23 protein-coding genes are annotated in these 24,448 nt (G+C 64.6%); 6 read left to right on the forward strand and 17 right to left on the reverse strand.

Annotated elements, in window-relative coordinates; all coding sequences use genetic code 11:
* Positions 1-23 precede the first annotated feature (23 nt).
* Together tatC and VE009_RS05935 are read left to right on the forward strand one after the other, a co-directional pair.
* Positions 24-758: a twin-arginine translocase subunit TatC gene (gene tatC / locus VE009_RS05930; RefSeq protein WP_325006473.1), complete on the forward strand. Its 735-nt coding sequence runs from the start codon at positions 24-26 to the stop codon at positions 756-758.
* A 95-nt stretch (positions 759-853) separates the two neighbouring features.
* On the forward strand, positions 854-2,122 hold the full coding sequence (locus tag VE009_RS05935) for a nucleotidyltransferase (RefSeq protein ID WP_325006474.1): 1,269 nt from the start codon (positions 854-856) through the stop codon (positions 2,120-2,122).
* Here VE009_RS05935 and VE009_RS05940 read toward each other — a convergent pair.
* Positions 2,074-3,132, reverse strand: coding sequence for a PDZ domain-containing protein (locus VE009_RS05940; RefSeq protein WP_325006475.1), 1,059 nt, complete (start codon positions 3,130-3,132; stop codon positions 2,074-2,076). The genes VE009_RS05935 and VE009_RS05940 overlap by 49 nt on opposite strands.
* A 92-nt stretch (positions 3,133-3,224) precedes the next feature.
* Here VE009_RS05940 and VE009_RS05945 point away from each other — a divergent pair, with 92 nt between their 5' ends.
* On the forward strand, positions 3,225-4,490 hold the full coding sequence (locus VE009_RS05945; protein ID WP_325006476.1) for a nucleoside recognition domain-containing protein: 1,266 nt from the start codon (positions 3,225-3,227) through the stop codon (positions 4,488-4,490).
* Here VE009_RS05945 and coaD read toward each other — a convergent pair.
* From coaD to VE009_RS05960, 3 genes are all read right to left on the reverse strand, one after another.
* Complete coding sequence (gene coaD / locus VE009_RS05950; RefSeq protein WP_325006477.1) at positions 4,487-4,996, reverse strand: pantetheine-phosphate adenylyltransferase; 510 nt, start codon at positions 4,994-4,996, stop codon at positions 4,487-4,489. The two genes, VE009_RS05945 and coaD, sit on opposite strands and share 4 nt — an antisense overlap.
* Entirely contained in the window at positions 4,993-5,559 is a 567-nt protein-coding gene (rsmD, locus tag VE009_RS05955; RefSeq protein ID WP_325006478.1) for a 16S rRNA (guanine(966)-N(2))-methyltransferase RsmD, read from the reverse strand. The genes coaD and rsmD overlap by 4 nt, the downstream gene beginning before the upstream one ends.
* A 318-nt stretch (positions 5,560-5,877) precedes the next feature.
* A complete protein-coding gene (locus VE009_RS05960) occupies positions 5,878-7,467 on the reverse strand; it encodes an ATP-binding protein (RefSeq protein ID WP_325006479.1) in 1,590 nt (529 codons plus the stop codon).
* A 264-nt stretch (positions 7,468-7,731) separates the two neighbouring features.
* On the opposite strand from VE009_RS05960, the gene VE009_RS05965 reads away from it, so the two are divergent.
* Positions 7,732-7,857, forward strand: coding sequence for a hypothetical protein (locus tag VE009_RS05965; RefSeq protein WP_325006480.1), 126 nt, complete (start codon positions 7,732-7,734; stop codon positions 7,855-7,857).
* Positions 7,858-7,933: 76 nt separating this feature from the next.
* Positions 7,934-9,505, forward strand: a complete 1,572-nt coding sequence (locus tag VE009_RS05970; RefSeq protein WP_325006481.1) for a sensor domain-containing diguanylate cyclase — start codon at positions 7,934-7,936, stop codon at positions 9,503-9,505.
* Here the strand turns inward: VE009_RS05970 and abc-f are convergent.
* The 9 genes from abc-f to VE009_RS06015 form a co-directional block, all read right to left on the reverse strand.
* A complete protein-coding gene (abc-f, locus tag VE009_RS05975; RefSeq protein WP_325006482.1) occupies positions 9,496-11,370 on the reverse strand; it encodes a ribosomal protection-like ABC-F family protein in 1,875 nt (624 codons plus the stop codon). The genes VE009_RS05970 and abc-f overlap by 10 nt on opposite strands.
* 376 nt (positions 11,371-11,746) lie before the next feature.
* Complete coding sequence (locus tag VE009_RS05980; protein ID WP_325006483.1) at positions 11,747-12,106, reverse strand: YolD-like family protein; 360 nt, start codon at positions 12,104-12,106, stop codon at positions 11,747-11,749.
* Positions 12,107-12,153: 47 nt separating this feature from the next.
* A complete protein-coding gene (locus tag VE009_RS05985; RefSeq protein ID WP_414694788.1) occupies positions 12,154-13,392 on the reverse strand; it encodes a DNA polymerase IV in 1,239 nt (412 codons plus the stop codon).
* 88 nt (positions 13,393-13,480) lie between these two features.
* Positions 13,481-13,771, reverse strand: coding sequence for a stage VI sporulation protein F (locus VE009_RS05990; RefSeq protein WP_414694785.1), 291 nt, complete (start codon positions 13,769-13,771; stop codon positions 13,481-13,483).
* A 171-nt stretch (positions 13,772-13,942) separates the two neighbouring features.
* The gene (locus tag VE009_RS05995) at positions 13,943-14,848 is read right to left on the reverse strand and encodes an ABC transporter substrate-binding protein (protein ID WP_325006485.1); all 906 of its coding nucleotides are present in this window, start codon (positions 14,846-14,848) and stop codon (positions 13,943-13,945) included.
* A 28-nt stretch (positions 14,849-14,876) separates the two neighbouring features.
* Positions 14,877-16,928: an ATP-dependent DNA helicase RecG gene (gene recG / locus VE009_RS06000; RefSeq protein WP_325006486.1), complete on the reverse strand. Its 2,052-nt coding sequence runs from the start codon at positions 16,926-16,928 to the stop codon at positions 14,877-14,879.
* Positions 16,925-17,785 carry a DegV family protein gene (locus VE009_RS06005; RefSeq protein WP_325006487.1) on the reverse strand — a complete coding sequence of 287 codons (861 nt, stop codon included), beginning with the start codon at positions 17,783-17,785 and terminating at the stop codon, positions 16,925-16,927. The genes recG and VE009_RS06005 overlap by 4 nt, the downstream gene beginning before the upstream one ends.
* 27 nt (positions 17,786-17,812) lie before the next feature.
* Entirely contained in the window at positions 17,813-19,531 is a 1,719-nt protein-coding gene (locus tag VE009_RS06010; protein ID WP_325006488.1) for a DAK2 domain-containing protein, read from the reverse strand.
* A gap of 17 nt (positions 19,532-19,548) precedes the next feature.
* The gene (locus VE009_RS06015) at positions 19,549-19,908 is read right to left on the reverse strand and encodes an Asp23/Gls24 family envelope stress response protein (protein WP_325006489.1); all 360 of its coding nucleotides are present in this window, start codon (positions 19,906-19,908) and stop codon (positions 19,549-19,551) included.
* Between the two features lie 162 nt (positions 19,909-20,070).
* Between VE009_RS06015 and rpmB the strand changes: the two genes are divergently transcribed.
* On the forward strand, positions 20,071-20,259 hold the full coding sequence (gene rpmB / locus VE009_RS06020) for a 50S ribosomal protein L28 (RefSeq protein ID WP_325006490.1): 189 nt from the start codon (positions 20,071-20,073) through the stop codon (positions 20,257-20,259).
* A gap of 176 nt (positions 20,260-20,435) precedes the next feature.
* Here the strand turns inward: rpmB and spoVM are convergent, their stop codons facing one another.
* The 4 genes from spoVM to pknB form a co-directional block, all read right to left on the reverse strand.
* Positions 20,436-20,516: a stage V sporulation protein SpoVM gene (spoVM, locus tag VE009_RS06025; RefSeq protein WP_138196790.1), complete on the reverse strand. Its 81-nt coding sequence runs from the start codon at positions 20,514-20,516 to the stop codon at positions 20,436-20,438.
* A gap of 140 nt (positions 20,517-20,656) precedes the next feature.
* The gene (rpe, locus tag VE009_RS06030) at positions 20,657-21,316 is read right to left on the reverse strand and encodes a ribulose-phosphate 3-epimerase (RefSeq protein WP_325006491.1); all 660 of its coding nucleotides are present in this window, start codon (positions 21,314-21,316) and stop codon (positions 20,657-20,659) included.
* Between the two features lies 1 nt (position 21,317).
* Entirely contained in the window at positions 21,318-22,235 is a 918-nt protein-coding gene (gene rsgA, locus VE009_RS06035; RefSeq protein WP_325006492.1) for a ribosome small subunit-dependent GTPase A, read from the reverse strand.
* A gap of 49 nt (positions 22,236-22,284) precedes the next feature.
* Entirely contained in the window at positions 22,285-24,432 is a 2,148-nt protein-coding gene (gene pknB, locus VE009_RS06040; RefSeq protein ID WP_325006493.1) for a Stk1 family PASTA domain-containing Ser/Thr kinase, read from the reverse strand.
* Positions 24,433-24,448 lie beyond the last annotated feature (16 nt).

Consider the following 24,448-nt stretch of genomic DNA (forward strand, 5'->3'; position numbering starts at 1 on the left):
GAGTCGTTATGAGCGGACAAGAGATGCAAGAACCTCAAATGCAAGAAATGAACCTAACCGAACATCTTACCGAGCTGCGCAAGCGGATCATCATCACATTGGGCACCTTTCTGGCCGCCCTTTGTGGTGCTTTTGTTTATGTGGAACAAATCTATTTGTGGCTGACGCGCGACCTGGACGGGAAGCTCCAGGTGCTCGGGCCGACGGACGTGCTATGGGTATATTTCATGATCGCCGGCGTATTCGCGATCGCGGTGACGATCCCGGTCGCGGGCTTTCAGGTGTGGCGCTTCGTGGCGCCGGGGCTTCGTCCGATCGAACGAACGACCGCGCTCGGCTACATTCCGGCGCTCGCCGTGCTGTTCGTCGTCGGGCTCGCCTTCGGATACTTCGTCATTTACCCGATGGTGCTTACGTTCCTGAACAGCTTGTCCGGCAATTTCGTGACGGCGTATACGGCGGAGAAATATTTCCGCTTCATGATCAATATGACGGTGCCGTTCGGCGTGCTGTTCGAGATGCCGGTCATCGTCATGTTCCTGACGTCGCTCGGCCTGCTGAATCCGAAACGGCTCGCCAAAGTGCGCAAGGTCGCGTATTTGCTGCTGACGATCGTCGCCGTGACGATTACGCCGCCGGATCTCGTCTCGGACATTCTCGTCATTATCCCGCTCTTCCTGCTGTACGAAATCAGTATCGGGCTGTCGCGAGTCGTATATCGCAAACGCATCGAGAAGCTGGAAGCGGTCGGCGAATAACAGGGCGAGCGACGTAACGGGTGACGTATAATGAAGAAAACCTCCCCTTCCCGTTCGCGGGCAAGGGGTGTTTTTGCACATGGAGGGATTGCGGAATGGGTCGCGTCTTAGGGGTCATCGTGGAATATAACCCGCTGCACAACGGGCATGCGTACCATTTGGCCGCATCGAAGGAGGCGGCCGGGGCGGAGGCGGTCGTCGCGGTCATGAGCGGCCATTGGCTGCAGCGCGGCGAGCCCGCCCTGATGAACAAATGGGCGCGGGCGGAGGCCGCTCTTCATGCGGGTGTCGACCTCGTGCTCGAGCTGCCGGTCGCCTACAGCGCGCAGCCGGCGGAATGGTTCGCGTACGGCGCCGTCGCCGCGCTGCACGCGACGGGCGTCGTCGACGCGTTCTGCTTCGGCAGCGAGAGCGGCGACATCGGCGCGCTGCGCGCGCTCGCGGCGAAGCTCGCCGCCGAGCCCGCGGAGTTCGCGGCGCTGCTCCGGGAGCGGCTCAAGACCGGAGCCCCCTACCCCGCCGCCTACGCCGACGCCGCAGGCGCGCTGACGGGCTCGCCGGACGCCGCCGCGCTGCTCGCCGAGCCGAATAACTCGCTCGGCTTCCATTATTTGCTCGCGCTCGAGCGGCTCGGCGCCCGCATGACGCCGCTGACGATCCGCCGCGTGAAAGCGGGCTATCACGACGCGAATTTCGCGGACGCGTCGATCGCGAGCGCAACGGCGATTCGCAAGCGGCTGCTTGCCGCAAGCGGCGACGCCGCCGAAGCGCTCGACGCCGTCGCCGCGTACGTGCCGGAGGCGACGCTGCGCATCCTGCGGCGCGAATGGGAAGCCGGGCGCGCGCCGATGCATTGGGAGCGGTACCGCGCGCCGCTGTTTCACCGGCTGCTGACGCTGCCGGAATCGCGGCTCGCGGCGCTGCGCGACGTCACGGAAGGGCTAGAGCGCCGCATCAAAAAAGCGCTCCCCGCCCTGCCGCCGGACGCATCCGTGGAGGCGCTCCTCGACGCGCTCAAGACGAAGCGGTATACGCGCACGAAGCTGCAGCGCATGCTGACCGCGGTCTACTTGGACCACGCCAAGGAGGCGCTCGGCGCCGAGTCGCTGCAAGCCGGTCCGCCGGCGCTGCGCGCGCTCGGCTTTACCGACGCCGGGCAGGCGCTGCTCGCGCGGATGAAGCGCACGGCGTCCGTGCCCGTCGTCACCCGCATCGGCCGCGACGCGCACCCGCTGCTCGCGCTCGACGCGGCGGCGACCGCGGCGTACGCGCTCGGCTATGCGACGGCCGGGCCGGACGATTGGTTCGCCGACTATTACAAGCCGCCCGTTCGCGTCTCCTTCTCCGGCAGCGACGCCAAATAATCGAGCGCCTCCCGCAGCGAAGCGACCGGCACGATCCGCATGTTGGTTCCGAGCTCGGCCGCTTTCGCGCGCGCCGCATCCGCGTTGTCCGCCGGGACGAAAAACAATTCCGCCCCTTTGCGCGACGCTCCCGTCACTTTGTGGCCGACGCCGCCGATGCGGCCGACCGTCCCGTCGGGCGAAATTTCCCCCGTGCCGGCGATGACGTACCCTTTCGTCCCGTCCCCTTCCGTAAACCGATCGTAAATTTCCAACGCGAACATCAACCCTGCCGACGGTCCTCCGATCGAGCCGGGCTTCACCGTCACGCGGTACGCCGGATCGACGCTCGCGACGGTCTGGAGCATGCCGTACGTAATGCCGAGTCCCGGCCGCGGCGGATCCGCGTTCGGGATCGGGCGCAGCGTCAGCCGCTCGGACCGTTCGTCGCTTCCGCGGCGGAACGTTACCATGGCGTCGTCGCCGGCCGCTTTGCCCGAGAGCGCCGCCTTGACGTCGTCCTCCGCCGCAAGCGCTTTCCCGTCGATGGCGAGCAGCACGTCGCCCGGACGTAGCGCGCCGTCGGCCGCCGAGCCGTCCATCACCGTGAAGACGGAGATCCCTAGGCTTCGCGGCTCGTACGGGATCCCCAGCTCGCGGTACGCCGCCTCGATCGCGTTCGCGTGAGACGCCCGCATTTGGAGCCGCTGCCTCGCGACGTAATCGGTCCGGCTCGCCCCGCGCGTCACCGTCTGCTTGTCGAGCAGCTCCGCGTCCGGATCGAGCCGCGCCCATGCGTACGCGAACACGTTCGCGTACATCCAGCGCACGGTCGTGAGCATGTAGGCGCCGTCGGTTTCGTCCGCTTCGGGCGCTGCCGGCGTCTCGACCATCGGCCGCGTCGACGCGACCGGCCCCGGCTGATACACGATATATGGCACCGGGACGGCGAACCACAGCAGGAGCGCCGCGGCGAGACCGAGGAACGCCGGCCACGCCGTCCGAAGAAACATTCGTACATTCGGATTCATCGCCGCACTCCTTTCGGGATGGGGCTTGGTCTTTTTCGGACACGCGTTGCGTAAGATGGTATCAGGAACGAGGAATGTCCGGGGGAGTGGGAATGATAGAACGAAGCGAAACCGTCCGCCGGGCGCAGACCGGGCTGCTGGCGGCCGCCGCCGTCGTGTTGGTCGGCATGATCGTCGCTTATCCCGGCGAAGCGTTCGCCGCTTCGATGTCCGGGCTTACCGTCTGGTGGGAGATCGTCTTTCCGGCGCTGCTCCCTTTCTTTATGCTGTCCGAGCTGCTGCTCGGCTTCGGCGTCGTGCACGCGCTCGGCGTCCTGCTCGAGCCGCTCATGCGCGTGCTGTTCCGCGTGCCCGGCGTCGGCGGCTGGGCGCTCGCCGCGGGCTTCGCCGCCGGCTTTCCCGGCGGCGCGAAGGCGGCCGCCGACTTGCGCCGCGACGGCCTCGTAAGCCGCGCCGAAGGCGAGCGGCTGCTCGCCGTGTCGCATATCGCGAGCCCGATCTTCCTCACGGTCGTCGTCGCCGTCGGCTTCCTCGGCCGTCCGGAGCTCGGGCTGCCGCTGACGGCGGTCCATCTCGTCTCCGCGCTCGTCACCGGCCTCATCGTCTGCCGCCTCCCGTCGCGGGACGCGGCGGAGCCGGCGGCAGAGCCGCCCGCGGACGACCGCGGCGGACGGCCGGGGACGGGGCCGCTGCTCGCCATGGCCGAAGCGCGCCGCCGGGACGGCCGCCCGCTCGGCCGGCTGCTCGGCGACGCCGTCGCCTCCGCCGTCCAATCGCTGCTCGTCATCGGCGGCCTCATGATCGTCTTCTCGGTGCTGCTGCGCCTGCTCGGCCTGCTCGGCGTCGCCGACGCGATCCGAAGCGTCGCGCAGCTCGCCCTGACGCCGTTCGGCCTGCCGGGCGCGCTCGCGGACGCATCCGCCGCCGCCCTGCTCGAGGTGCACCTCGGCGCCTATACGGTCGCGCAGGCGGGCGGCGCTTCGGTCTGGGCCGCTGCGCTGCTCGCCGCCGTCGTCGGCTGGGGCGGCCTGTCGGCGCACGCGCAGGTGAAAAGCCTCGTCGGCGGCACTGACCTGCGCTACGCTCCGTTCCTGCGCGCGCGGCTCGTGCATGCGGCCGTCTCCGTCCTCGTCGCGTTCGCGCTGTGGGAGCCGCTGCTCCGCTGGTTCGGCGGCGTCTCGCCGACGTTCGCGGCCGCGCCGGGCGCCGGAGTGGCTGCCGCGGGGCTCGGCGCGCACGGCCTGTGGCCTCACATGCCGGCCATGGCGCAGGCGCTCGCCGCCTTCGCGCTCGCCGCCGCCGTCCTATCCAGCGTCGCCGCCGCGCTCCGCGGAGCCGCCCGCCTCCGCCGCCGCTAGGCGAACTTCGCCCGGAGCGCTTTCTCGACGGCCGGCGGCACCAAATCGGCGACGGGGCCCTGGAACTTCGCGATTTCTTTCACGATGCTCGAGCTGAGGAATGAGTAATCCGGGCTCGTCATCATGAAGAACGTCTCCACGTCCGGGCTCAGCTTATGGTTCGCCGTGGCGAGCTGCAGCTCGTACTCGAAATCGGATACCGCCCGAAGGCCGCGCACGATGACGTGCGCGTTCTTTTTCGCCATATAATTGATCAGCAAATCCCGGAAGCCGTCGATCTCCACGTTCGGCAGATCGGCGGTCACGTCCCGCAGCAGTCCCATCCGCTCGTCGAGCGTGAACAGCGGGTTCTTGGACGTGTTGTTCAGCACCGCGACGATCAACCGGTCGAACTGCTTCGCGGCCCTGCGGATAATGTCGAGGTGACCGTTCGTAACCGGGTCGAAGCTGCCGGGGTATACCGCCACCTTCATCGGACTGTCTTGTTGGGTCGTGCCGCCGTTCATGGCTCCATCTCCTTCGCAAAGCTGAATATGCTGAGGGCGGTGTCTCCGTAATCCGACCTGCGCCGCAGCGCGAAGCCGCCGAACCGCTCCGGATACGCGTGCGACGCTTCGTGCTCGACGACCGCCGTCGCTCCGTCGCGGAGCAGCCCCTGCTTCTCCATAAACTCCAAATATTCATGCGCGTTCTTCATCCGATACGGCGGATCGAGAAACACGAGATCGAACGCGCGACCCCGCTTCGCCAGCGCCCTCAGCGCCTGCATCGCGTCGTTGCGGTACACCTCCGCCGCCGCGTCCACCTTCGCCGCCGCGACGTTCGCCTGCACCGTCTCGACCGCCTTCCGATCGCTGTCGACGAACACCGCGCGCTCCATGCCGCGGCTGAGCGCCTCGATGCCGAGGCCGCCCGTGCCCGCGAACAAATCGAGCGCCTCGCCGCCGTCGAAGTACGGGCCGATCATGCTGAACAGCGCTTCCTTCACTTTGTCCGTCGTCGGACGCGTGCCGGTGCCGGGCACCGGCTTCAGCGAGCGCCCTTTCGCGCTCCCCGAGATGACTCTCATGCTGCTTTGACCTCCATCGCGCCGCTTATCGCAACCGTCGCTTTACCGTTATCGTACCACACGGACGTTTTCTTGAAAAATGTTCCGTCCCCATGTATAAACTTTCCCCAAATGGCAATGCTAGAGCTAACGACATCACGGATGTCGTAGACAACCGCGGAGAAGACTTACGTTTCCCCATAAGCTCTTCGTCCGGTTTCTCCTCTCCCATGAGGGGGCTGCGAAAGCAGCCTCCGAGCTATTGATGCGCAGAGCCTTATCGCTCTGCGTTTTTTTTTGCGCCAAACGCGAAAAAAAGCAGCCGTCGGCTGCTCTTCGTTATGTAGTAGTGGACTCCTTCTCGGCGGCGGCATTCAACACCGGCTTCAACAGATGGTCCAAGAGCGCCTGCTGCAGCGTTCCCTTCATGACCGCCCGCTCTTGAAAGGAGAGACCGAGGCGGATCATCACTTTGACGATTTCCGGCCGCAGCCCCGTAATGATAACCTTGCAGCCCATCATGCCGACCCCGTCGATGACGCTGATCAATTGCCGGATGACTTCGGGCTCCATTTCCACGACGCCGGACAGGTCGATGACGAGCGTCTCGATCCGGTCGGTACCGATTTGCGTGATGACGACGTCTTCGATCGTAGCGGAACGGAACGAGTCGATCGGACCGATCAAAGGCAGGATGGACATCGTCGGCGTCAGCGGAATGATCGGCACCGACAAATCTTCCACCATCTCCCGCTGGGCGCGGATCAGGTCGTCCTTGTACTGCGAATAGCTGATGAACAAATGATTCGAGAACATGTCCATCAGGTCGTTGATTCGCTTCTCCAGTCCGTAGAAGCCTTCCAAATCGAACGTCAGCTTGTTCGCCTTATCGAAATTGTACAAGAAATCCCACATGACGCGCCGCACCGTTTGGATCCACTCGAGCTTGAACGCGAGCGTCAGCGAATGCTTCGCCCAAGCGACGCCCTCCATCTTCGCGAACGAAATGACTTCGTGTTCCCGGCCTTCGACGATATACAGCACCAGCTTGTGCGCGTTTTCGAGCAAATTGATGTTTCCGACCCGCAAAATTTCGTCGATTTTATCCCGGACGTTGACGGCTTCCTGCAGCAATCTTTCTTCGAAGGCACCGCGGTTCATGATAAAGAAATCTTTGAGGTTGTCTGTGTTCGTGTCGATCATTTTCAGAAGTACCACCTCTCTGCGTTTGCTGCCCGTTCCCCTCGGGAAGCGGATCGAAAATCTCGTCCCTTGCTGCTCTTCGCTCTCCACCTCGATGACGCCGTTGTTCTGATAGACGACCGAAAACACGAGCGTAAGCCCCATGCCGGTGCCGGCTTCCTTCGTCGTGAAAAAGGGCGTGCCGAGCAGCCCCAGTTTTTCTTTCGGAATGCCGACTCCGTCGTCCTGCACGAATACGGTGACCGCATCCTCCGAAACCGTCTGGCCGATCGTGATCGTCCCTTCGTTCGGGATCGCTTCGAAAGCGTTCTTCATCAAATTGAAAAACGCTCGTTTCAGTTGATTGCGCTTGCCGTAAATGTACGTCCCAGGCTTTTCGAATTGCTTTACGAGCTCGACGCGGTAAAATTGGTCCTGGAATAACTGGGTCAACATTTCCAGTTCCGCCGCCAAATCGATCGAGACGAACGGTTCGTCGTCCAAATCCGGTTTAGATACCTGCAGCAAATTTTGCAGAATAACGATCGCGTTATTCAACTCGGTCTCGGCGATATCGATGTACTTCGGCTCGTTTCGCTCCTTGAGCAGCTGCAGAAACCCTTTGACGGCCGTCAACGGATTTCGAACCTCGTGCGCGATGCCTGCGGCGATTTGACCCACGGAAGCCAGTTGACTTAGGTGAATATCGCTTTTTGGGCGGCCTTGCGGTTTCTCGGTTCCTGGCATCGTTGATTCCTCCGGTTGGTTCTGCGAATCCGAATCTCCTGAACGCGAGCGTTACGCGCGCATGTTCGCGATTCGCATATGTACGGCTCGTCCGTTCGCGCTTTGCGTATCCTATTATAACGGGAAATTCCTATAAGTTCTATCCCCCGTGGATGATTTATACAAACTTCAGACGATTGTCTCCGCTCGCCGCGCGATAATTTCCTTATTTCGGGGGACACTATTGCCGCTAGCCGACAATCGGACGGAAGGAGGGATTCGGGCATGAACGAGCGCGAAGCGGAAGCCGAATTGGAGCAGGCGAACGAAACGGCGCCGGAGGCGCAGCCGGAAACGGCGGCGGAGGAAGAAGCCGAAACGGTGCACGTCGAGTGGGCGGGATTCATTTGACGCGATCCGCGCCGGACCTCCCCGATTCCGTCGGCGGCGGACGCATCCGGCGGATCGGGTTCGGGAGGGAGCGCGCATGAAGCAAGCACGGTTCCGCGGGTTGAAGCTGCATCATTTGGTCATCGCCCTCGTGGCGGTCTCCGTCCTGCTGACGTTCGCCGTCATCGCGGGCGTCGGGTTTTCGGCCGGGAGGGCGTTGTGGACCGCCGATACGCTGGACGCGCAGCGGCTTAACGCGGCGCAATTGGCGGGAGCGACCGACGAGTTGTTCGCGTCGTTGAAATCCGGCTTGAAAACGGTCGCGGAACATGCCGCCGGCGAGACGGACACACAGCACCTGCACTTATTTCTTGATATCGTACGAGAGGGAAGCGGCTTCAATGTCGCGTTCATCGCCGACGAAAACGGGTTCGTCCTGGATGCGTCCCCGCGGAATCTCGGACTGGTCGGCCGCAAGCTGACGACGGTCGGCGCTCTTGAGGCGCTCCGAGAACGCAAGGCGCTCGTTTCCGAGCCGTATCTTGGCGTATTGAATCGCTTAATCGTGCTGATCTCCCATCCGATCTTCGACGCGCAAGGCCGGTACCTCGGGTTTGCGGGCGGCACGATTTCGCTGCACGAACCGAATTTGGTCAGGGCGCTGATCGGAACGAATCCGTTCAACGAGGCGGGAAGGCACGTGTACGTCCTTTCTTCCGCCGGCAACGTCATTTATCATCCGGACGACGCTCTCGTCGGGAAGAACGCGGCGGCGTTCGCCGACCTGCGGGACGTATTCGCGGCGGGAAGCGAGCAGGAACGAATCGCCGTCTCGCTGCGCCACGGCATGCTCGCCGGCGTCGGATCGGTGCCGGAAACCGATTGGCTCGTCGTCTCCCAAACGCCGCAGCGAACGGTATCGCGCGCCATTCGCCGCATCGTCACGCGCATTTTGCTGTCCGCGCTGCCGCTCGCGGCGCTGATCGTCGCGCTGATTTACGTGCTGGTCCGGTTTATTTCTTCCCCGCTGTACAAGCTGGCCCGGTATGCGGAGCGGCTGTCGGAAGAGCCCGGGGCGGCGCCGGCGGCCGAGCTTCCCGCCATTCACGATTGGAACTACGAGGCGAACCGGCTGTTCGATACGCTGGCGAAAGCGTCCTTCCAAATCCGGCATCGGTTCGATGCGCTGTCGGCGGAAGCGACGACGGATCAACTAACAGGACTATACAATCGACGCATGATGGATCGCCTGCTGCACGAATGGGAACGCCAGCGGCTGCCGTTCTGCTTGCTGGCGATCGACGCCGACCATTTCAAACAAGTGAACGACCAGTACGGGCACCAGGCGGGGGACGAGGTGCTGCAATTTATCGCCCGTCTCGCGTCGCGGACGGTTCGGGGGCAGGACGTCGTCTGCCGATACGGCGGCGAAGAGTTCGTCGTGCTCGCCCCCGGCGCCGACCCGGATACGGCCCGCGCGCTCGCGGAACGGCTGAGAAGCCGTATCGGGGAAACCGCCAGCCCGATCGGCCGGCGGGTCACGGTGTCGATCGGCGGCGCCGCGTTCCCGCTTCACGGAGACACCGCCGAAGAGGTGATCCGCCGCGCCGACGAAGCGTTATATCGGGCGAAGGCGGAGGGGCGGAACCGCGCGATCGTTCACGACTGACGCAAGGCCTCAATTTCCTCGAGGACGCGGGTCAGCTCCCGCAGCCTCTCCCGTCCCTCGTCGTCCAGCTCCGTCTTCGCCATCAGCGCGGCGCGTTCCAGCTCCGCCCGGCGGTACGCGTCCTCCCGCTCGCGCTCTTCCGCCGACGCCGGCGGCCCGTCCGGGCGGCGTTCGTATTCCGCGTACGGCATGTCGTATACGCGCCAGCTGCCGTCCCCGGGCAGCGAGACGACGCGGTTCGCGACCGCCCGCAGAAAATACCGGTCGTGCGACGCCGCGATCAGCGCCCCGGGGTAAGCCGCCAGCGCTTCCTCCATTCGTTCGCGCGCGTCGACGTCGAGATAGTTCGTCGGTTCGTCCAGCACGAGCAGGTTGGCGCCGCTGAAATACAGCTGCAGGAACGCCGCGCGGCACCGCTCGCCCATGCTCAGCTCCCCGATGCGCCGGAACGCGTCGTCCCGCGAGAACAGGAAGCAGCCCAGAATCGTTCTCGCGAACGTCTGCGTCATGTCCGGCACGCGCAGCAGGCTGTCGAGCAGCGTCTCGTTCGGGTCGAGGCCCTCGAGCCGCTGCGAGAAATAGCCGACGCGCAGTTCCGGGTGCCGGCGGACGGACCCGCCCGCCGGCGTCAGCTCGCCGGCGAGAAGCCGCAGCAGCGTCGTCTTGCCCGCGCCGTTCGCGCCGACGACGGCGATTTTGTCGCCGCGCCCGACGGCGAGGCGCCCTTCCCGGACGATCGGCGCCGACTCCCCCTCGTAGCCGAACGCGACGCCCTCCGCCTCGATCAGCGTCTTCGCCTCGAACGTTCCTTCGCGGAACGCGACGCGCAGCTGCTCCGCCTCCCGCGGCTTCTCGACCCGCTCTTTCTCGAGCCGCTCGAGCTCCTTCTCCTTCGCGTGGTACCTCGCCGTATGCTTGTTGGCTCTGGCGGCGTAGTACGGCTTCGTGATGCCTTCCGCCTTCGCCGCGTCCCGGCTCGCCTGCAAATACCACTGCTGATACATCCGGATCGACTCCAGGATGTTCTCCCGCTCCCGCTCCTGCTTGCGGTAAGCGGCGATTTGCGTTCGCCGCTCGAGCTCCTTCTGCTCCCGGTACGCCGCGTAGTTGCCCTTATACGACTTCGCGCCGTCCGGACCCAGCTCGACGATGCGGTCGACGACGGCGTCGAGGAACGTCCGGTCGTGCGACACGACGACGACGGCACCGGGATACGCGCGCAGCCACGACTGCAGCCAAACCACCGTATCGGCGTCGAGATGATTCGTCGGCTCATCGAGGAAGAGCGCCTTCGGCCGGCGGACGAGCAGGCGGGCGAGCGCGGCGCGCGTCCGTTCCCCGCCGCTGAGCGCCGCGAGCGGCAGGCTCCACGTCCGCGGCGGAAGCCCCACCTGCGCGAGCGCCCGCTCGACCTCCGCCTCCCAGGCGTACCCGTTCCGCGCCGCGTACGCATCCAGCGCTTCGGCGTACCGCGCCGCGGCCGCCTCCAGCGCCGACGCGTCCGGCGCTTCCGCTTCGGACGCCTCCCGCAGCTCCCGCTCCCGGCGCAGCAGCTCCTCCCGCGCGGCCGCGAGGCCCGCGTCCGCGGCTCGCACGTAGTCGATCGTTACGGTCGACTCGCTCTCCTCCGGCCGCTCGGGCCGCTGCTCCAGCAGCCCCCACGCCTCCGCCGGCACGAATCGCTGGACCGTGCCTTCGTTCGGCTCGACGTCGCCGCGCAGCACGCCGAGCAGCGTCGTCTTGCCGGCGCCGTTGCGCCCGAAGACTGCGAGCTTCTCCCCTTCGCGCACGTCCATCGTCACGCCGCGAAACACTCTCTGGCCGCCCCACTCTTTCGACACTCCGTTCGCTTTCACAATAAACATATAGAGATTCCCCATTTCCGAATCGTTGTCCGCGCCCCCTCGGGGCCGCGGCGAAGATCCGGCAAACGCAACACGCGCCCGGAAGCAACGCTTCCGGGCGCGAGGAAATCAAAGGATGACGTATGGGGGAACCGGACGACGTCTGAACGACGCCGACGAACGGCGAAAATACGCCGACAAAGAGTCCGCTCCCGCGCGCACACTGATCCCGCTTCCCCCGCCTTTCGGCAGAGCGTTTGCCGCATCTATTCGCGTCAAACCGTCAAGCGCATCGAATCAGTGTACCAGCTCCATCGGTCGTCGGAATCCTCCTTGCGTCATGTTCTGATGATCAATTCAATGGCATCTTACCTTATTTTGGCTCCGAATGCAATCGTTATGCGCCCCCTGCCCGAAACGGCGCCACGTGCACGATGTCGGCGAGCGGAATCCATACCGTCTCCCCCTCCGCCGTCAGCTTCACGTAGCGGCGAATCGGATCGATGCTCGCGACGACGCCGACCTTCGTCTCGTCGCCGTACGCCCCGAACGTCGTCACCGCCGCCGGCGCCCGGCTCTCGAGCGCCTCCGCGAGCGCCGCCGACAGCTCTTCGAGACGCTGCTCGTCGAGCTCCGGCCGCTGCCGCTCGGAGAGCCGCTCGCGGTGCGTGCGAATCGCCGATTTATGCTCCGGCAGCATCATGCGCGACGCCTCCCAGATGCCGTTGCCGCGCAGTTTTTTTCCTCGTATCGCCATGATGAAAGCGCGCCTCCTTGCTTCCGTGTCCTACTCTGCGTCCGTCGTTATTTGTAATGTCCGCCGATTTTCGCGGACCGGCCGTACGCCTGCCCGGCAAGGCCCGCCGATACGGCGCGCACGAGCGCGGACGGGCCGTAGCGCGCCTTGATCGCGTCCGTCGTCCGCTCGAGCGCCCGGTACGTCTCCCGCTCGTCGTCGAACTCGAGCTGGTACGTGTCGTCGCGCGCGAGCCCGCCGAGCGCGATGCTGAGCTGCCGCACCGGCCGGCCGTTCCAAAACTTGTGGAACAGCTCCTTCGCCGCCCGGTACACGTGGTTCGTCGCTTGGGTCGGCACCGGCAGCGTCGTCTGGCGGGAGAAGCCGAACTCGAAGCCGGCTCCCGCGCAGCCGACCGACAGCACCCGCCCCATCACTCCGCGGAACCGGCACCGGCGGCATACCTCCTCGGCCAGCTCCAGCAGCACCGTCTCGATGTCGCGCGCCTCGCCGTAGTCCCGCGGCAGCGTCATCCCGTGGCCGATCGCCTGCTGCGCGCCCTCGTGCGTGCCCGGAGCGACCGGCGAATCGTCGATGCCGTGCGCCGTGCGCCACAGCACCTCGCCGTTGATACCCCAGCGGCGCTGCAGCGTCGCGAGCGGCGTCCGCGCCAAGTCGCCGATCGTATAGATGCCCATCCGGTTCAAATGGCGCATCATGCGGCTGCCGATGCCGAACATGCCTTGGACCGGCAGCTTCCACAGCTTCTCCTCGACCTCCGCGCGGCGCAGGACGTACACGCCCGACTCGTTCTTCTTCGCGTACTGGTCGCACGCCATCTTCGCCAGCACTTTGTTGTCGCTGATGCCGATCCGCGCGTACACCCCCGTCCGCTCGAGAATGTCCCGCTGCATGCGCCGCGCCGTCTCGACCGGATCGCCGTGCATGCGCAGTCCCCCCGTCAGCTCGCAGAACTGCTCGTCGATCGAGAACGGCTCGACCGCGTCCGCGTACCGCTCCAGGATGCGCGTGATTTGCATCGAGACGTCGATGTACGTCTGCATCCGCGGGCGGACGACGATCAGATCGGCGCACTTGTTGAGCGCCTCCCCGAGCCGCTCCGCCGTCGTCACGCCGTACCGCTTCGCGACCGGGCAGGCGGCCAGCACGATGCCCGAGCGCAGCTTCGGATCGCCCGCGACGACGACGGGCTTCCCCGCCGTCTCCGGCCGGCTCGCCTTCTCGACGCTGGCGTAGAAGCTCTGCATATCGGCCATCATGACGACGCGTCCTTCCTTCATGCCCATCACCTTCGCAAAAAAATAAGAATATATGTTCGGCAAGGATACCCCTATTATATACCGAACGTACATTCTTATCCAGAGGCCGAACCGCCTATCGGAACATATTCCATAATTTAAGCAAATGGATCGCGTTGTTCGGATCGATACGCTGGTCGACGACGAAGCGGACGATCCGTTCGACTTCGCCGTCCGTCGGCTTTTCGCCGAGCGCCTTGCAGGCAAGGCCGACGAGGCGCTTGACCGTCGCGCGGTTTTGCAGGTCGGTCTTGGAGACGTTCGCGAGCACCGTCTTCACCCGCTCCTTCGCCGCGCGATCTTTCATTTTCGCTTTGACGCGTTCCACCATGTCCGCGCTGATGCCGTATTTTTCGTATCCGGGCACGCCGCACACCTCCGTCCGGTTTCATTCGCGAGGCTCGCCATATACGTATATGTATGTAGGCCACGCGGCGAAACTGCCTGGCCGGCGAAAACGGACGACCCCCCGGCCGCCGCGGACCGCCTCCATAACGCAAAAAAAGCGGCCCCGCCAGGGACCGCCGTAGTAAAGCCGTTACAACCGAACGAACGAGCCGCGCAGCCGCTCAGGCAACGGGAACCGCTTCGGGTGGAACAGCGCCGCCAGCAGCTCGACGCCGTCTACGAGGCTCGCGCCGGGCATCGTAAACAAGTTCGCGTCGGCGGCGTAGACGCGGCCGGCGGCGACGGCGCGCAGGCCGGACCAGCCCGGGCGGCCGGCGAGCGAGGCGCGCGCTTCCGCGGCCGCCTGCTCGAGCGTCAGGCCGCACGGCGCGACGACGATCGCCTCGGGGTCGAGGGCGAGCGCGTCGTCCCAGGACAGCGCGCCGGAGCGGCCGCCGGGGACGGCGAGCCGGTCGACCCCGCCCGCCGCCGCGATCTGATCCGGGATCCAGTGCCCGGCGCGGAACAGCGGGTCGATCCACTCGAGGAACAGCGCCTCGACCCGCGGGACGCCCTCCGTCGCGGCGGCGGCGGCCGCAAGGCGCGCGCGCAGCGAGGCGAGCAGCCGCTCGCCCGCTTCCGGCGCGCCGAGCTCACGCGCCACCGTGCCGATGCACGCGAGCACCTCCTCGAGCGTATGCGGCACGAGCGGCACGATGCGCGGCGGCGACGCCCAATCCGCCACCGCCGCCTCCGCCGTCGCCGTGCCGATCTGGCATACGCCGCACAAATGCTGCGTGAAAATGACGTCCGGAGCCGCTTCGCGCAGCAGCGGCTCGTCGATCCGATACAGCGTCTCCCCGGCGGCCGCCGCCGATCGCACCGCCTCGTCGATCTCGCCGCTCGTCAGTGTCCGCCCCTCGAGGGCGGAACGGACGATCCGCGGCACCGCAGGCGGCGCGTCGCACTCGAACGTCGCCCCGACGAGCGACGCCTCCAGCCCGAGCGCCTTCACGATCTCCGTCGCCGCCGGCAAAAACGAACAAGCTCGCGCCATGATTCTCTCCCCCTGCCAAGGACGGCCGTCAATCGATCAGCTCGCCCTGCAAAATTTGCTCGCGGGCGAGAATCGCCCGCAGCTCCGCGTACGCGGCGCTCGTCCAGAACGTCTCGTCGCGGACGAGCTCGGCCGCGTCGTCGCGCGCCGCCTCGAGCGCCGCGAAGTCCAGCGACGGATCGGCGAGCTTGAACTCGGGAGCGCCGCTCTGCTTCGTGCCGAAGAAATCGCCGGGGCCGCGCAGCTCCAGGTCGCGGCGCGCGACCTCGAACCCGTCGTTCGTCTCGACCATGACGCTCATCCGCTCGCGGCCCGCCTCCGACTTCGGATCGGCGACGAGCACGCAGTAAGACTGATGCGCCCCGCGCCCGACCCGCCCGCGCAGCTGATGCAGCTGCGAGAGGCCGAACCGTTCCGCGTCGTACACGACCATCACCGTCGCGTTCGGCACGTCGACGCCGACCTCGACGACCGTCGTCGCCACGAGCACGGCGACGTCGCCTGCGCCGAACCGGCCCATGACGTCGTCCTTCTCCGCCGGCGTCATCCGGCCGTGCAGCAGACCGACGCTGGAGGGCCCGAACACCGCCTGCAGCTGCGCGTACATGTCGAGCGCGTTCTGGTAGTCGAGCTTGTCCGACTCCTCGATGAGCGGGCAGACGACGTACGCCTGACGCCCGGCGGCCGTCTCCCGGCGGATAAGCTCCAGCACCTTGTCCATCGCGGACGGCTTCACCCACGACGTGCGGATCGGCAGCCGCCCTTTCGGCAGCTCGCGCAGCGTCGACACGTCCATGTCCCCGAACGCCGTAATCGCGAGCGTGCGCGGGATCGGCGTCGCCGTCATCGTCAGCACGTCGGGATGCAGCCCCTTGCGCCGCAGCACGCTGCGCTGCGCGACGCCGAACCGGTGCTGCTCGTCGGTGACGACGAGGCCGAGCGCGCGGAAATAAACGTCGTCCTGGATGAGCGCGTGCGTGCCGACGACGACGTCGATCATGCCGCTCTGCAGCCCGGCCAGCACGCCGCGCCGCTCCGAACCGCGCAGCGAGCCGATGAGCAGCGCCACCTCGACGCCGAACGGCTCGAACAGCTTCCGCAGCGATCTAGCGTGCTGCTCCGCCAAAATTTCCGTCGGCACCATCAGCGCCCCCTGCAGCCCGCCCTTCACGCAGGCGAACAGCGCGACGGCCGCCACGACCGTCTTGCCGGCGCCGACGTCGCCCTGCAGCAGCCGGTTCATGCTGTGCGGCGCCTCGAGGTCGTTCAGCACCTCGGCGATCACCTTCTTCTGCGAGTCGGTCAGCTCGAACGGCAGCGCCCGCACGAAGCGGCGCACCTCCTCGCGGTCGAACCGATGCGCGACGCCCTCCTTGCGGCGGTTCGCCCAGGCGCGGTACGCTTGAATTTTCAATTGGAACAGAAACAATTCCTCGTATACGAGCCGGCGCCGCGCGTCCGCGCCCGGCACGTCGCCGCCCGGCTGATGGATGCCCCGCAGCGCGTCCCGCCGGGGCAGCAGCCGATATTTGCGGACGAGCGCCGGCGGCAGCAGCTCGCCGACTTTGTCGCCGAACTGATCAAGCGCCGCATGAATCGTCTTGCGCATCCACGGCTGCGTAATTTCGCCGCCCACCGCATACACCGGCAGGACGGAGCCCGCCTTCTGTACGCGGGACGACGCGAACTCGGTGTTCGACACCGTCAGCTGCTTGCGGGCGCGGTCCCATTTGCCGGTCAGCGTCGCCTCCCCGCCGTACGGAAGCCGCTCCTTCAAGAAATGCTGATTAAACCATACCGCCGTGAACGAGACGGTGCCGGACGCCGCCTTGCACACCATCCGCGTCCGCTTGCCGAACCGCTGCACGTTCGGCTCGCTGAGGACGATCGCCGACACGGTCACCTTCTCTCCGTCCTGCGCCTCCTCGAGCGGGCGGATGCGGAAATCCTCGTAGCGGATCGGGAACAGCTCGAGCAGATCGCCGACGGAAAAAATCCCGAAGGAGGCAAGCTCGCGGGCCTTGGCTTCGCCAACGCCGCGCACCTGCTCCACCGGGATCGAAAACAGCTCTGTGCTCATGCTTTCACGGAGGTGACGAACACGCCGAGCGTGCCCGGGCCGACGTGCGTACCGATGACGGGGCCAAGCTCGTAATACGCCGTGCGCCGCACCGCGAACGTGTCCTTCAATACGCCGGCGAATTCCTGCGCGCCCTCGAGCGCTTTCGCGTGGACGAACGTCACGTCGACTTCGGAGCCGCCGAATTTCTCGCGCAGCAAATCGACGATACGGCCCATCGCCTTCCGGCTGCCGCGCACTTTATCGACCGGGAAAATGACGCCTTCTTCGGCATCGATCGATAAAATCGGCTTGATGTTGAGCAGCGAGCCGAACAGGGCGGACGCGCGCCCGATGCGGCCGTTCTTATGCAAATATTCCAGCGTGTCGACGAGGAAGTACAGCTGCGTCCGCTCCTTGATGTCCCGGATCAGCTCGAGGCACTCCTCGACGCCGGCGCCGTTCGCCGCCGCTTCGGCCGCCGCGATCGCCATCATGCCGAAGCCGAGCGAAGCGCTCTTGGAATCGACGAGATGGATGTTCGGTTCGCCCTCGAGCAGCGACTTCGCGAGAACGGCCGATTGATACGTGCCGCTGAAAGCCGAGGACAAATGGATCGAAATAATGGCGGTATCCGGCTCCTGCAGCAGCTTCTTGTACGTCTCTACGAAATCCGCCGGAGAAGGCTGGGACGTCGTCGGCATCTCCTTCGCCGCGGCGAGCTTGTCGAAAAAGTCCCGCGAGGAAAGCGTCACCGAATCCAAATACGTTTCGTTGCCGAAATGCACTTTGAGCGGCACCATTTCGATGCCGAGCCGCTCGCGGACGTCCGCGGGCAAATCCGCCGTGCTGTCCACTACGATGCGCACTTTCACCATAAAGGTCACCTCGAATCGAGAATTGGCCTACTCGGCCGAGAACAAATACGAATACACCGGCTGGCCCCCGGGAAGCAGCTCCACTTCGATGTCCGGATATTCGGTTTCGAACAGCGTCCGCAGCTTGTCGGTGACGGCCTGCTCGGCCGAATCGCCGACGTAGACGGACAAGATTTCTTCCCCGTCCTGAACCATCGCGCGAATGAGCGTCGCGCACGTTTCGAACGGGTCGCGGCTCGAGACGACGATTTTGCCGTCCAAGATGCCGATGTAGTCGCCTTCCTGAATGTCGACCTCGTCGATCGTCGTATCGCGCACCGCGAACGTCACTTGCCCCGATTTGACGCGCTTCGCCGCCGCCAGCATCGCTTCCCCGTTCCGTTCGAACTCGGCGCCCTCTTGGAACGCGAGCACGGAGGCGATGCCCTGCTGGATCGTCTTCGTCGGCACGACGTAGACGGGCTTGTCGGCGAGCTCCTTCGCTTGGTTCGCCGCCATGACGATGTTCGAGTTGTTCGGCAGCACGAACACGCGGTCCGCCGGCACGCTCGCGATGGCGTTCAGGATGTCTTCCGTGCTCGGGTTCATCGTCTGGCCCCCGGAGAGCACGTAATCGACGCCGAGGCTTTGGAAAATGTCGCTTAAGCCTTCGCCCGCGGCGACCGCGATCATGCCGAACGGCTTGCGCTCGGGCGCGGCGGCGGGCATGCCGACGATGTGGCCTTCCTCGTAATCCTGCGACAAAATGTGGCTGTGCTGCTCCCGCATGTTCTCGATCTTAATTCGGGTCAGCTCGCCGAATTGCTGAGCGTACGTCATCACCTCGCCCGGCTGTTCGGCGTGGATATGAATCTTCACGAGCTCGTCGTCCGCGACGACGAGCAGGGAATCCCCCATCTCTTCCAGCTTGGCGCGGAACGCCGGCTCGTCGAAGACGAGGCCGGGCACCTTCCCGCCCGGGGCGAGCTGTACGATGAATTCCGTACAGTAGCCGTGCTCGATCGATTCCGTCGCGATGTGCGCCTGCACGGGCGCGTGCGCTTCGGCCGAAGCGCGCGCCGCGGCGATCGCCTCCGGCGGAATGATCGAATAATCGGTTTTCGCCGCGGCTTCCGCATCGCCGGCGGCTTCGCCGGTGAGCGCCGCGAGGAACCCTTCGTACACGTAGACCAACCCTTGTCCGCCGGAATCGACGACGCCGACCTGCTTCAGCACCGGCAGCAAGTCCGGCGTCCGGGAGAGCGAGAGCTTCGCCGCTTCCAGCGTGTCGCGCATGACGGCTTCGAGATCCGCGTTGCGGCGGGCGCTCTGCACGGCCGCCTTCGCGGCATCCTTCGAAACCGTCAAAATCGTGCCTTCCACCGGGCGCACGACGGCGGCGTACGCCGTTTCGACCCCTTGCTGCAGCGCGGCCGCGAACTGCGAGGCGTCCGCCCGCTCGAGCGAAGCCACGCCCTTCGAGAAGCCCCGGAACAATTGCGACAAAATGACGCCGGAGTTGCCGCGCGCTCCCATAAGCAAGCCCTTCGACAACACCTCGGCGGCTTGGCCGATGTTCGGAGAAGTCCGCTTCTTGAGCTCCTCCGCCCCGGAGGTCAAGGTGAGATTCATGTTCGTGCCGGTGTCTCCGTCCGGAACGGGGAATACGTTCAGGGCGTTCACCTTCTGCACGTTCGACTGCAAACGTTCGGCCGCCGCCGACACCATCGCGTGAAATGCCGCCCCGTCAATAAAGCGCTTACTCAATTCGACATTCTCCTTCCTTATGTTGAAACGCGGACTCCCTGAACAAGGATATTGACGAAGTGAACCTGAAGGCCCACGATATCGTTAAGCACGTACTTGACTTTCGATTGGATGTTGTGCGCCACTTCGGAAATTTTCGTGCCGTAGCTCACGATAATATACAAATCGATATGCACGCTCTCGCCTTCCCGGCGCACGTCGACCCCTTTGCTCAGGTTGTCCCGGCGCAGCAGCTCGGCGATGCCGTCCTTCAATTTGTTCTTGGAGGCCATGCCTACAAGTCCATAACATTCTAATGCCGCGGAGCCGGCGATCGTTGCGACGACTTCGTCGGTAACGTAGATTTTCCCTCTTTCCGTATCCAGCTGAATGGGCATGGAATCCTCTCCTTCGCGCTATGTAATATTATGGACTAAACCTCATTGTACTATATAAGAGCGAAGAAATAAATGCAACAAGTCAACAGCTTTCAATTGACGCCCAGAATGGTTCTATGATATATTTATAACCATGTTTGCCACGGAAGGGTGGTGTCTGCAATGTCCAGAGTATGCTTTATTTCCGGCAAGAAGCCGGGATCCGGCAACCACGTATCGCACGCGAACAACCGGAACCGCCGCTCGTGGGGCGTTAACGTTCAGAAGGTACGGATTCTCGTGAACGGTAAGCCGAAGCGCGTGTACGTGAGCACTCGCGTTTTGAAATCCGGGAAAGTAACCCGCGTCTAATTTCAAACACGCCGTTATCGCGGCGGGGTTGCCGCTGTCAAGAGGAGGATGCTTCGCGCATCCTCCTCTTTTTCATTGCCGCCGCCGCATCTACATTATGCATTCTCCCCCGGAAAAGGACAAAAAGCACCTGAACGGTGCTTTCTTCATCTCCCCCGCCTTAGGTTCGGGACGCGTTAGTTTTTGTTAAAAGCGTTTAACAAAGTCTTCACGAACCCGCCTAAGAATTTAGGTAGTTTGATTGTATAAAACTTCATCTCTACCCCTCCTCGCAAAGTATCCCGCTCCATTCCCGTCCGTTCCCACTGCCAGCCCTTATAGCCCTATTGTATTCAGGGATTCCGGAAATGTGCCTACTTTCGCGAATCGGGGACGAAAAAATGTTCCAAGCCGGACGCTACCGCGCCGCCGCACGCAGCTCCGCCATCGCCTTCGCCCGATCGCGGACGCCGAACACGGAGCTGCCCGCGACGAGCACCGATGCGCCCGCTTCCGTAACGAGGCGCGCCGTGTCCGGAACGATGCCGCCGTCCACCTCGATGGCGACGCTGCCTTCGAGATTCGCTTCGCGAATCCACTCGCGCAGCTGCGCGATTTTCGTCAGCGTCGAAGGTATGAATTTTTGGCCGCCGAAGCCCGGGTTGACCGTCATGACGAGCACGAGATCGATGTCGCCGAGCACCGGCTTCACCCATTCCGCCGGCGTTCCCGGATTGATCGCGACGCCGGCCTTCACGCCTCGCGCTTTGATCGACTGGATCGTTCGATGAAGATGAACGCACGCCTCCGCGTGCACCGTCACGCCGTCCGCGCCGGCGTCCACGAACGCGTCTACGTACGCCTCCGGCTTTTCGATCATGAGATGCACGTCCATGAACAGCGACGTGCGGGGGCGCAGCGCCTCGACGACGAGCGGCCCGAACGTAATGTTCGGCACGAATTTCCCGTCCATCACGTCGAGATGGAGCCAGTCGGCGCCGCCGACCTCGATATCGCGCACTTCCTCCGCGAGCGTCGCGAAATTCGCGGCCAACAACGATGGTGCGATAATCGCCATATTAGTACCTCCGTTTTCTCTCCCGTACTTCCGTCGCGAACGCCGCGTAATGGTCGTACCGCTCCGCGTCCGCTTCCCCGTTCTCGACCGCCTGCCGCACGCGGCAGCCCGGCTCCTTCAGATGAAGGCAGCCGCGGAATTTGCACCCTTCGGCGAGGCGGACGAATTCCGGGAACGCCGCGGCCACATCTTCGGGCCCGATCTCCTCCGGAAATTCCAGCGACGAAAAGCCCGGCGTATCCGCGAGAAGACCGCTCTCCCCGACGCGGAACAGCTCGACGTGCCGCGTCGTATGCTTGCCTCGACCGAGCTTCTCGCTGATTTCGTTCGTCTCGAGCGACAGCCCCGGCGCGAGCCGGTTGAGCAGCGACGACTTCCCGACCCCGGACTGTCCGGCGACGACGGCGATGCGGCCCTGCAGCGCGACCCGCAGCTCGTCCGCTCCCGTCCCGGCCCGCGCGCTCGTGAAAAACACGCGGTAGCCGATCGCTTCGTACGTCTTCCGCAGCTCCTCGATGCGCCCGCGCAGCGCCGCGGCGTCCTCCCCGGCGCCGTCGAGCAGATCGGCCTTCGTCAGGCACAGGATCGACTCCAGACCGGCCAATTCGGCGAGCACCAGAAATTTATCGAGCAGCGTCCTGTTCAGCTCGGGCCGCGCTACGGCGAACACGATCAGCGCCGTGTCGCAGTTGGCGATCGGCGGCCGGACGAGCTCCGTCGAGCGCGGCATCAGTTCGATGACCGTGCCTTCGCCGGAGCCGTCGTCCTTCGCCTCGAACCGCACCCGGTCCCCGACGAGCGGCGATACGCCTTGTTTTTTGAACAGCCCGCGGGCCCGGCAGGCGACGACGTCGCCGCCGCCCTCCGGCTGCACGTAATAAAATCCGCTCAACGCTTTGACAATCAACCCGTCCTGCATGCGTTCCGTTCGGCCTCCTGATTCGTTGCGTTCCTGTACCTTCCCTCGACTACAATCCGTCTACCGCCTGCTCTTCCCCGTCCGCCTCGCCTTGCGGTTCGGACGAATCGCCGTCCGCGGGCACCGCCGGCTCTTCCTCGGCCGGCGGCTCCGGCTCTTCCGACGACCGCGCCGGCGCCGACGCCGATCCGCCGCTGTCCGACGCCTGCGCGTACGTCCACGTATACTGCTCGACTTTGCCGTCGTCCTGGAACACTTCGATGACGGCGTTCTTGCTCGGGCTCGTCACGACGTCGAACGTGAACGATTGGTCGGACGTCACCGTCTGGTTGACCGCTTCGACGCGGTCGCCCATCGCGTCGGTGACGACGATCCGAATCGCGCTCGAGCCCCCTTGCTCTTTCGGTCCGATCATGACCGTATATCTCGTGACGCGCGCTTCGTTCGGCAGCCCGTCGCTGACGTAAATTTGGATCCCTTCGCCCGGCGGCTTGACGCCTTCCCCGGGCTGATACGGAAATTGGTTAAACACGCGGCCTTTCTCGAAGTACGCTTTTTCGCGGATGACGTTCGCCTGCTTCAGTTCCAGCCCTGCCTTCTGCAGCAGCGCCTCCGCCTCCGCGACCGTCCGGCCGACCAAGTCCGGCATCGCGACGTCTTCGGGCCCTCGGCTCACGACGATCCGGATCGGCGTCTCCAGCGGATCGACCTGCTGCGCCGCCTGCGGGAACTGCTCGACGACGCTGCCAGCCTTCTTGGGGCTGTGCTCCCGGGCGATCGTCACGTTCTCCTTCGCCACGCCGGCTTCGGTCAGCGCCGCCAGCGCCTCCTCTTCCGTCATATCCGCGAGGTCCGGCATTTGGAGCAGCTCGATGCCTTTGCTGACGTACAGCCGAATCGGCGTTCCGGGCTTGACCTCTTCTTCTTTCTCCGTCTGCGAAATGACGTAATCGGCCGGCGTTTCGCGGCTGAATTCGAAGATCGGCTCCTCGACGACGAGCCCCGCCGCTTCGAGCTGGGCTTTCGCCATGTCGAGCCGGAGCCCCTCGACGTTCGGCACGACGACGGTCGGAATGACGAAAATTTCCTGCACCTTCTTCACCCCGTACCACGCGCCGCCGAGCAGCACGAGCAGCACGCCGAACCAAATGAGCGGCTTCACCCACGGATTACCTCCGCGCGCTTTCTCGTCCTCGTCCTCGTAATTGCCGTCCCGCCAAACCGGGGCGCCGTCCGCCCCTCCCGGCGAACCGTCCTTATCCTGCGCGTTCGATGCCGGACTCGGCACCATGTCGGGGCGAATAGCCGGCACGACCCGCGTCGCCTCCTCGTCCGGCTCGAAATCGCTCGCGTACGTCCACTTCTTCTCGTCGCGGCGTTCCGGGGACAGGCAGGTTTCTAAGTCTCTCAGCATTTCGCCGGCGGACGCATACCGCTCCTCCGGACGTTTGCGCAGCGATTTTAGGATGACGTTCTCGACGCTCTGCGGAATCATCGGATTGACGACCCGCGGCTCTTCGACGGGCTCCTGCAGATGCTTCAAGGCGACGCTGATCGGGCTTTCCCCGATGAACGGGAGCCGGGCGGTCAGCATTTGGTAAAGAACGATGCCAAGCGAATATAAATCCGATTTTTCCCCCGCCGAGACGCCTTTCGCGTGCTCGGGCGAAAAATAATGCACCGAGCCGATAACCGAGCCCGTCTGCGTAATGGTCGACGTCGTGATCGCCCGGGCGATGCCGAAGTCGGTCACCTTGACGCGGCCGTTCTTGCCGATCAAAATGTTGTGCGGTTTAATGTCGCGATGAATGATGCCGTTCGCGTGCGCATGCTCCAGCGCGTCGCAAATTTGCGTGGCGATATGTACCGCTTCCGCCGGCTGCAGCGGCGCCTGCGCTTTGATGATATCGTTCAAATTCGATCCTTCGATATACTCCATGACGATGAAATGCGTATCCCCGTCCTGCCCGACGTCGTAAATGCTGACGACGTTCGGATGCGACAACGAAGCGGCCGATTGGGCCTCCCTGCGGAAGCGACGGATGAACTCTTCGTCATGTACGTATTGCTGTCTCAGTACTTTTACGGCCACATGCCGGTGCAGCAGCGTATCTTTCGCTTTGTAAACCAGCGCCATGCCGCCGCCCCCGACGCGTTCGATCAGCTCGTAACGTCCCGATAAGGTTGTTCCGTTCACCCGAGGCTCCCCCCTT

Origin of the sequence: Paenibacillus sp. (assembly GCF_035645195.1) — a bacterium.
Taxonomy (GTDB): domain Bacteria; phylum Bacillota; class Bacilli; order Paenibacillales; family YIM-B00363; genus Paenibacillus_AE.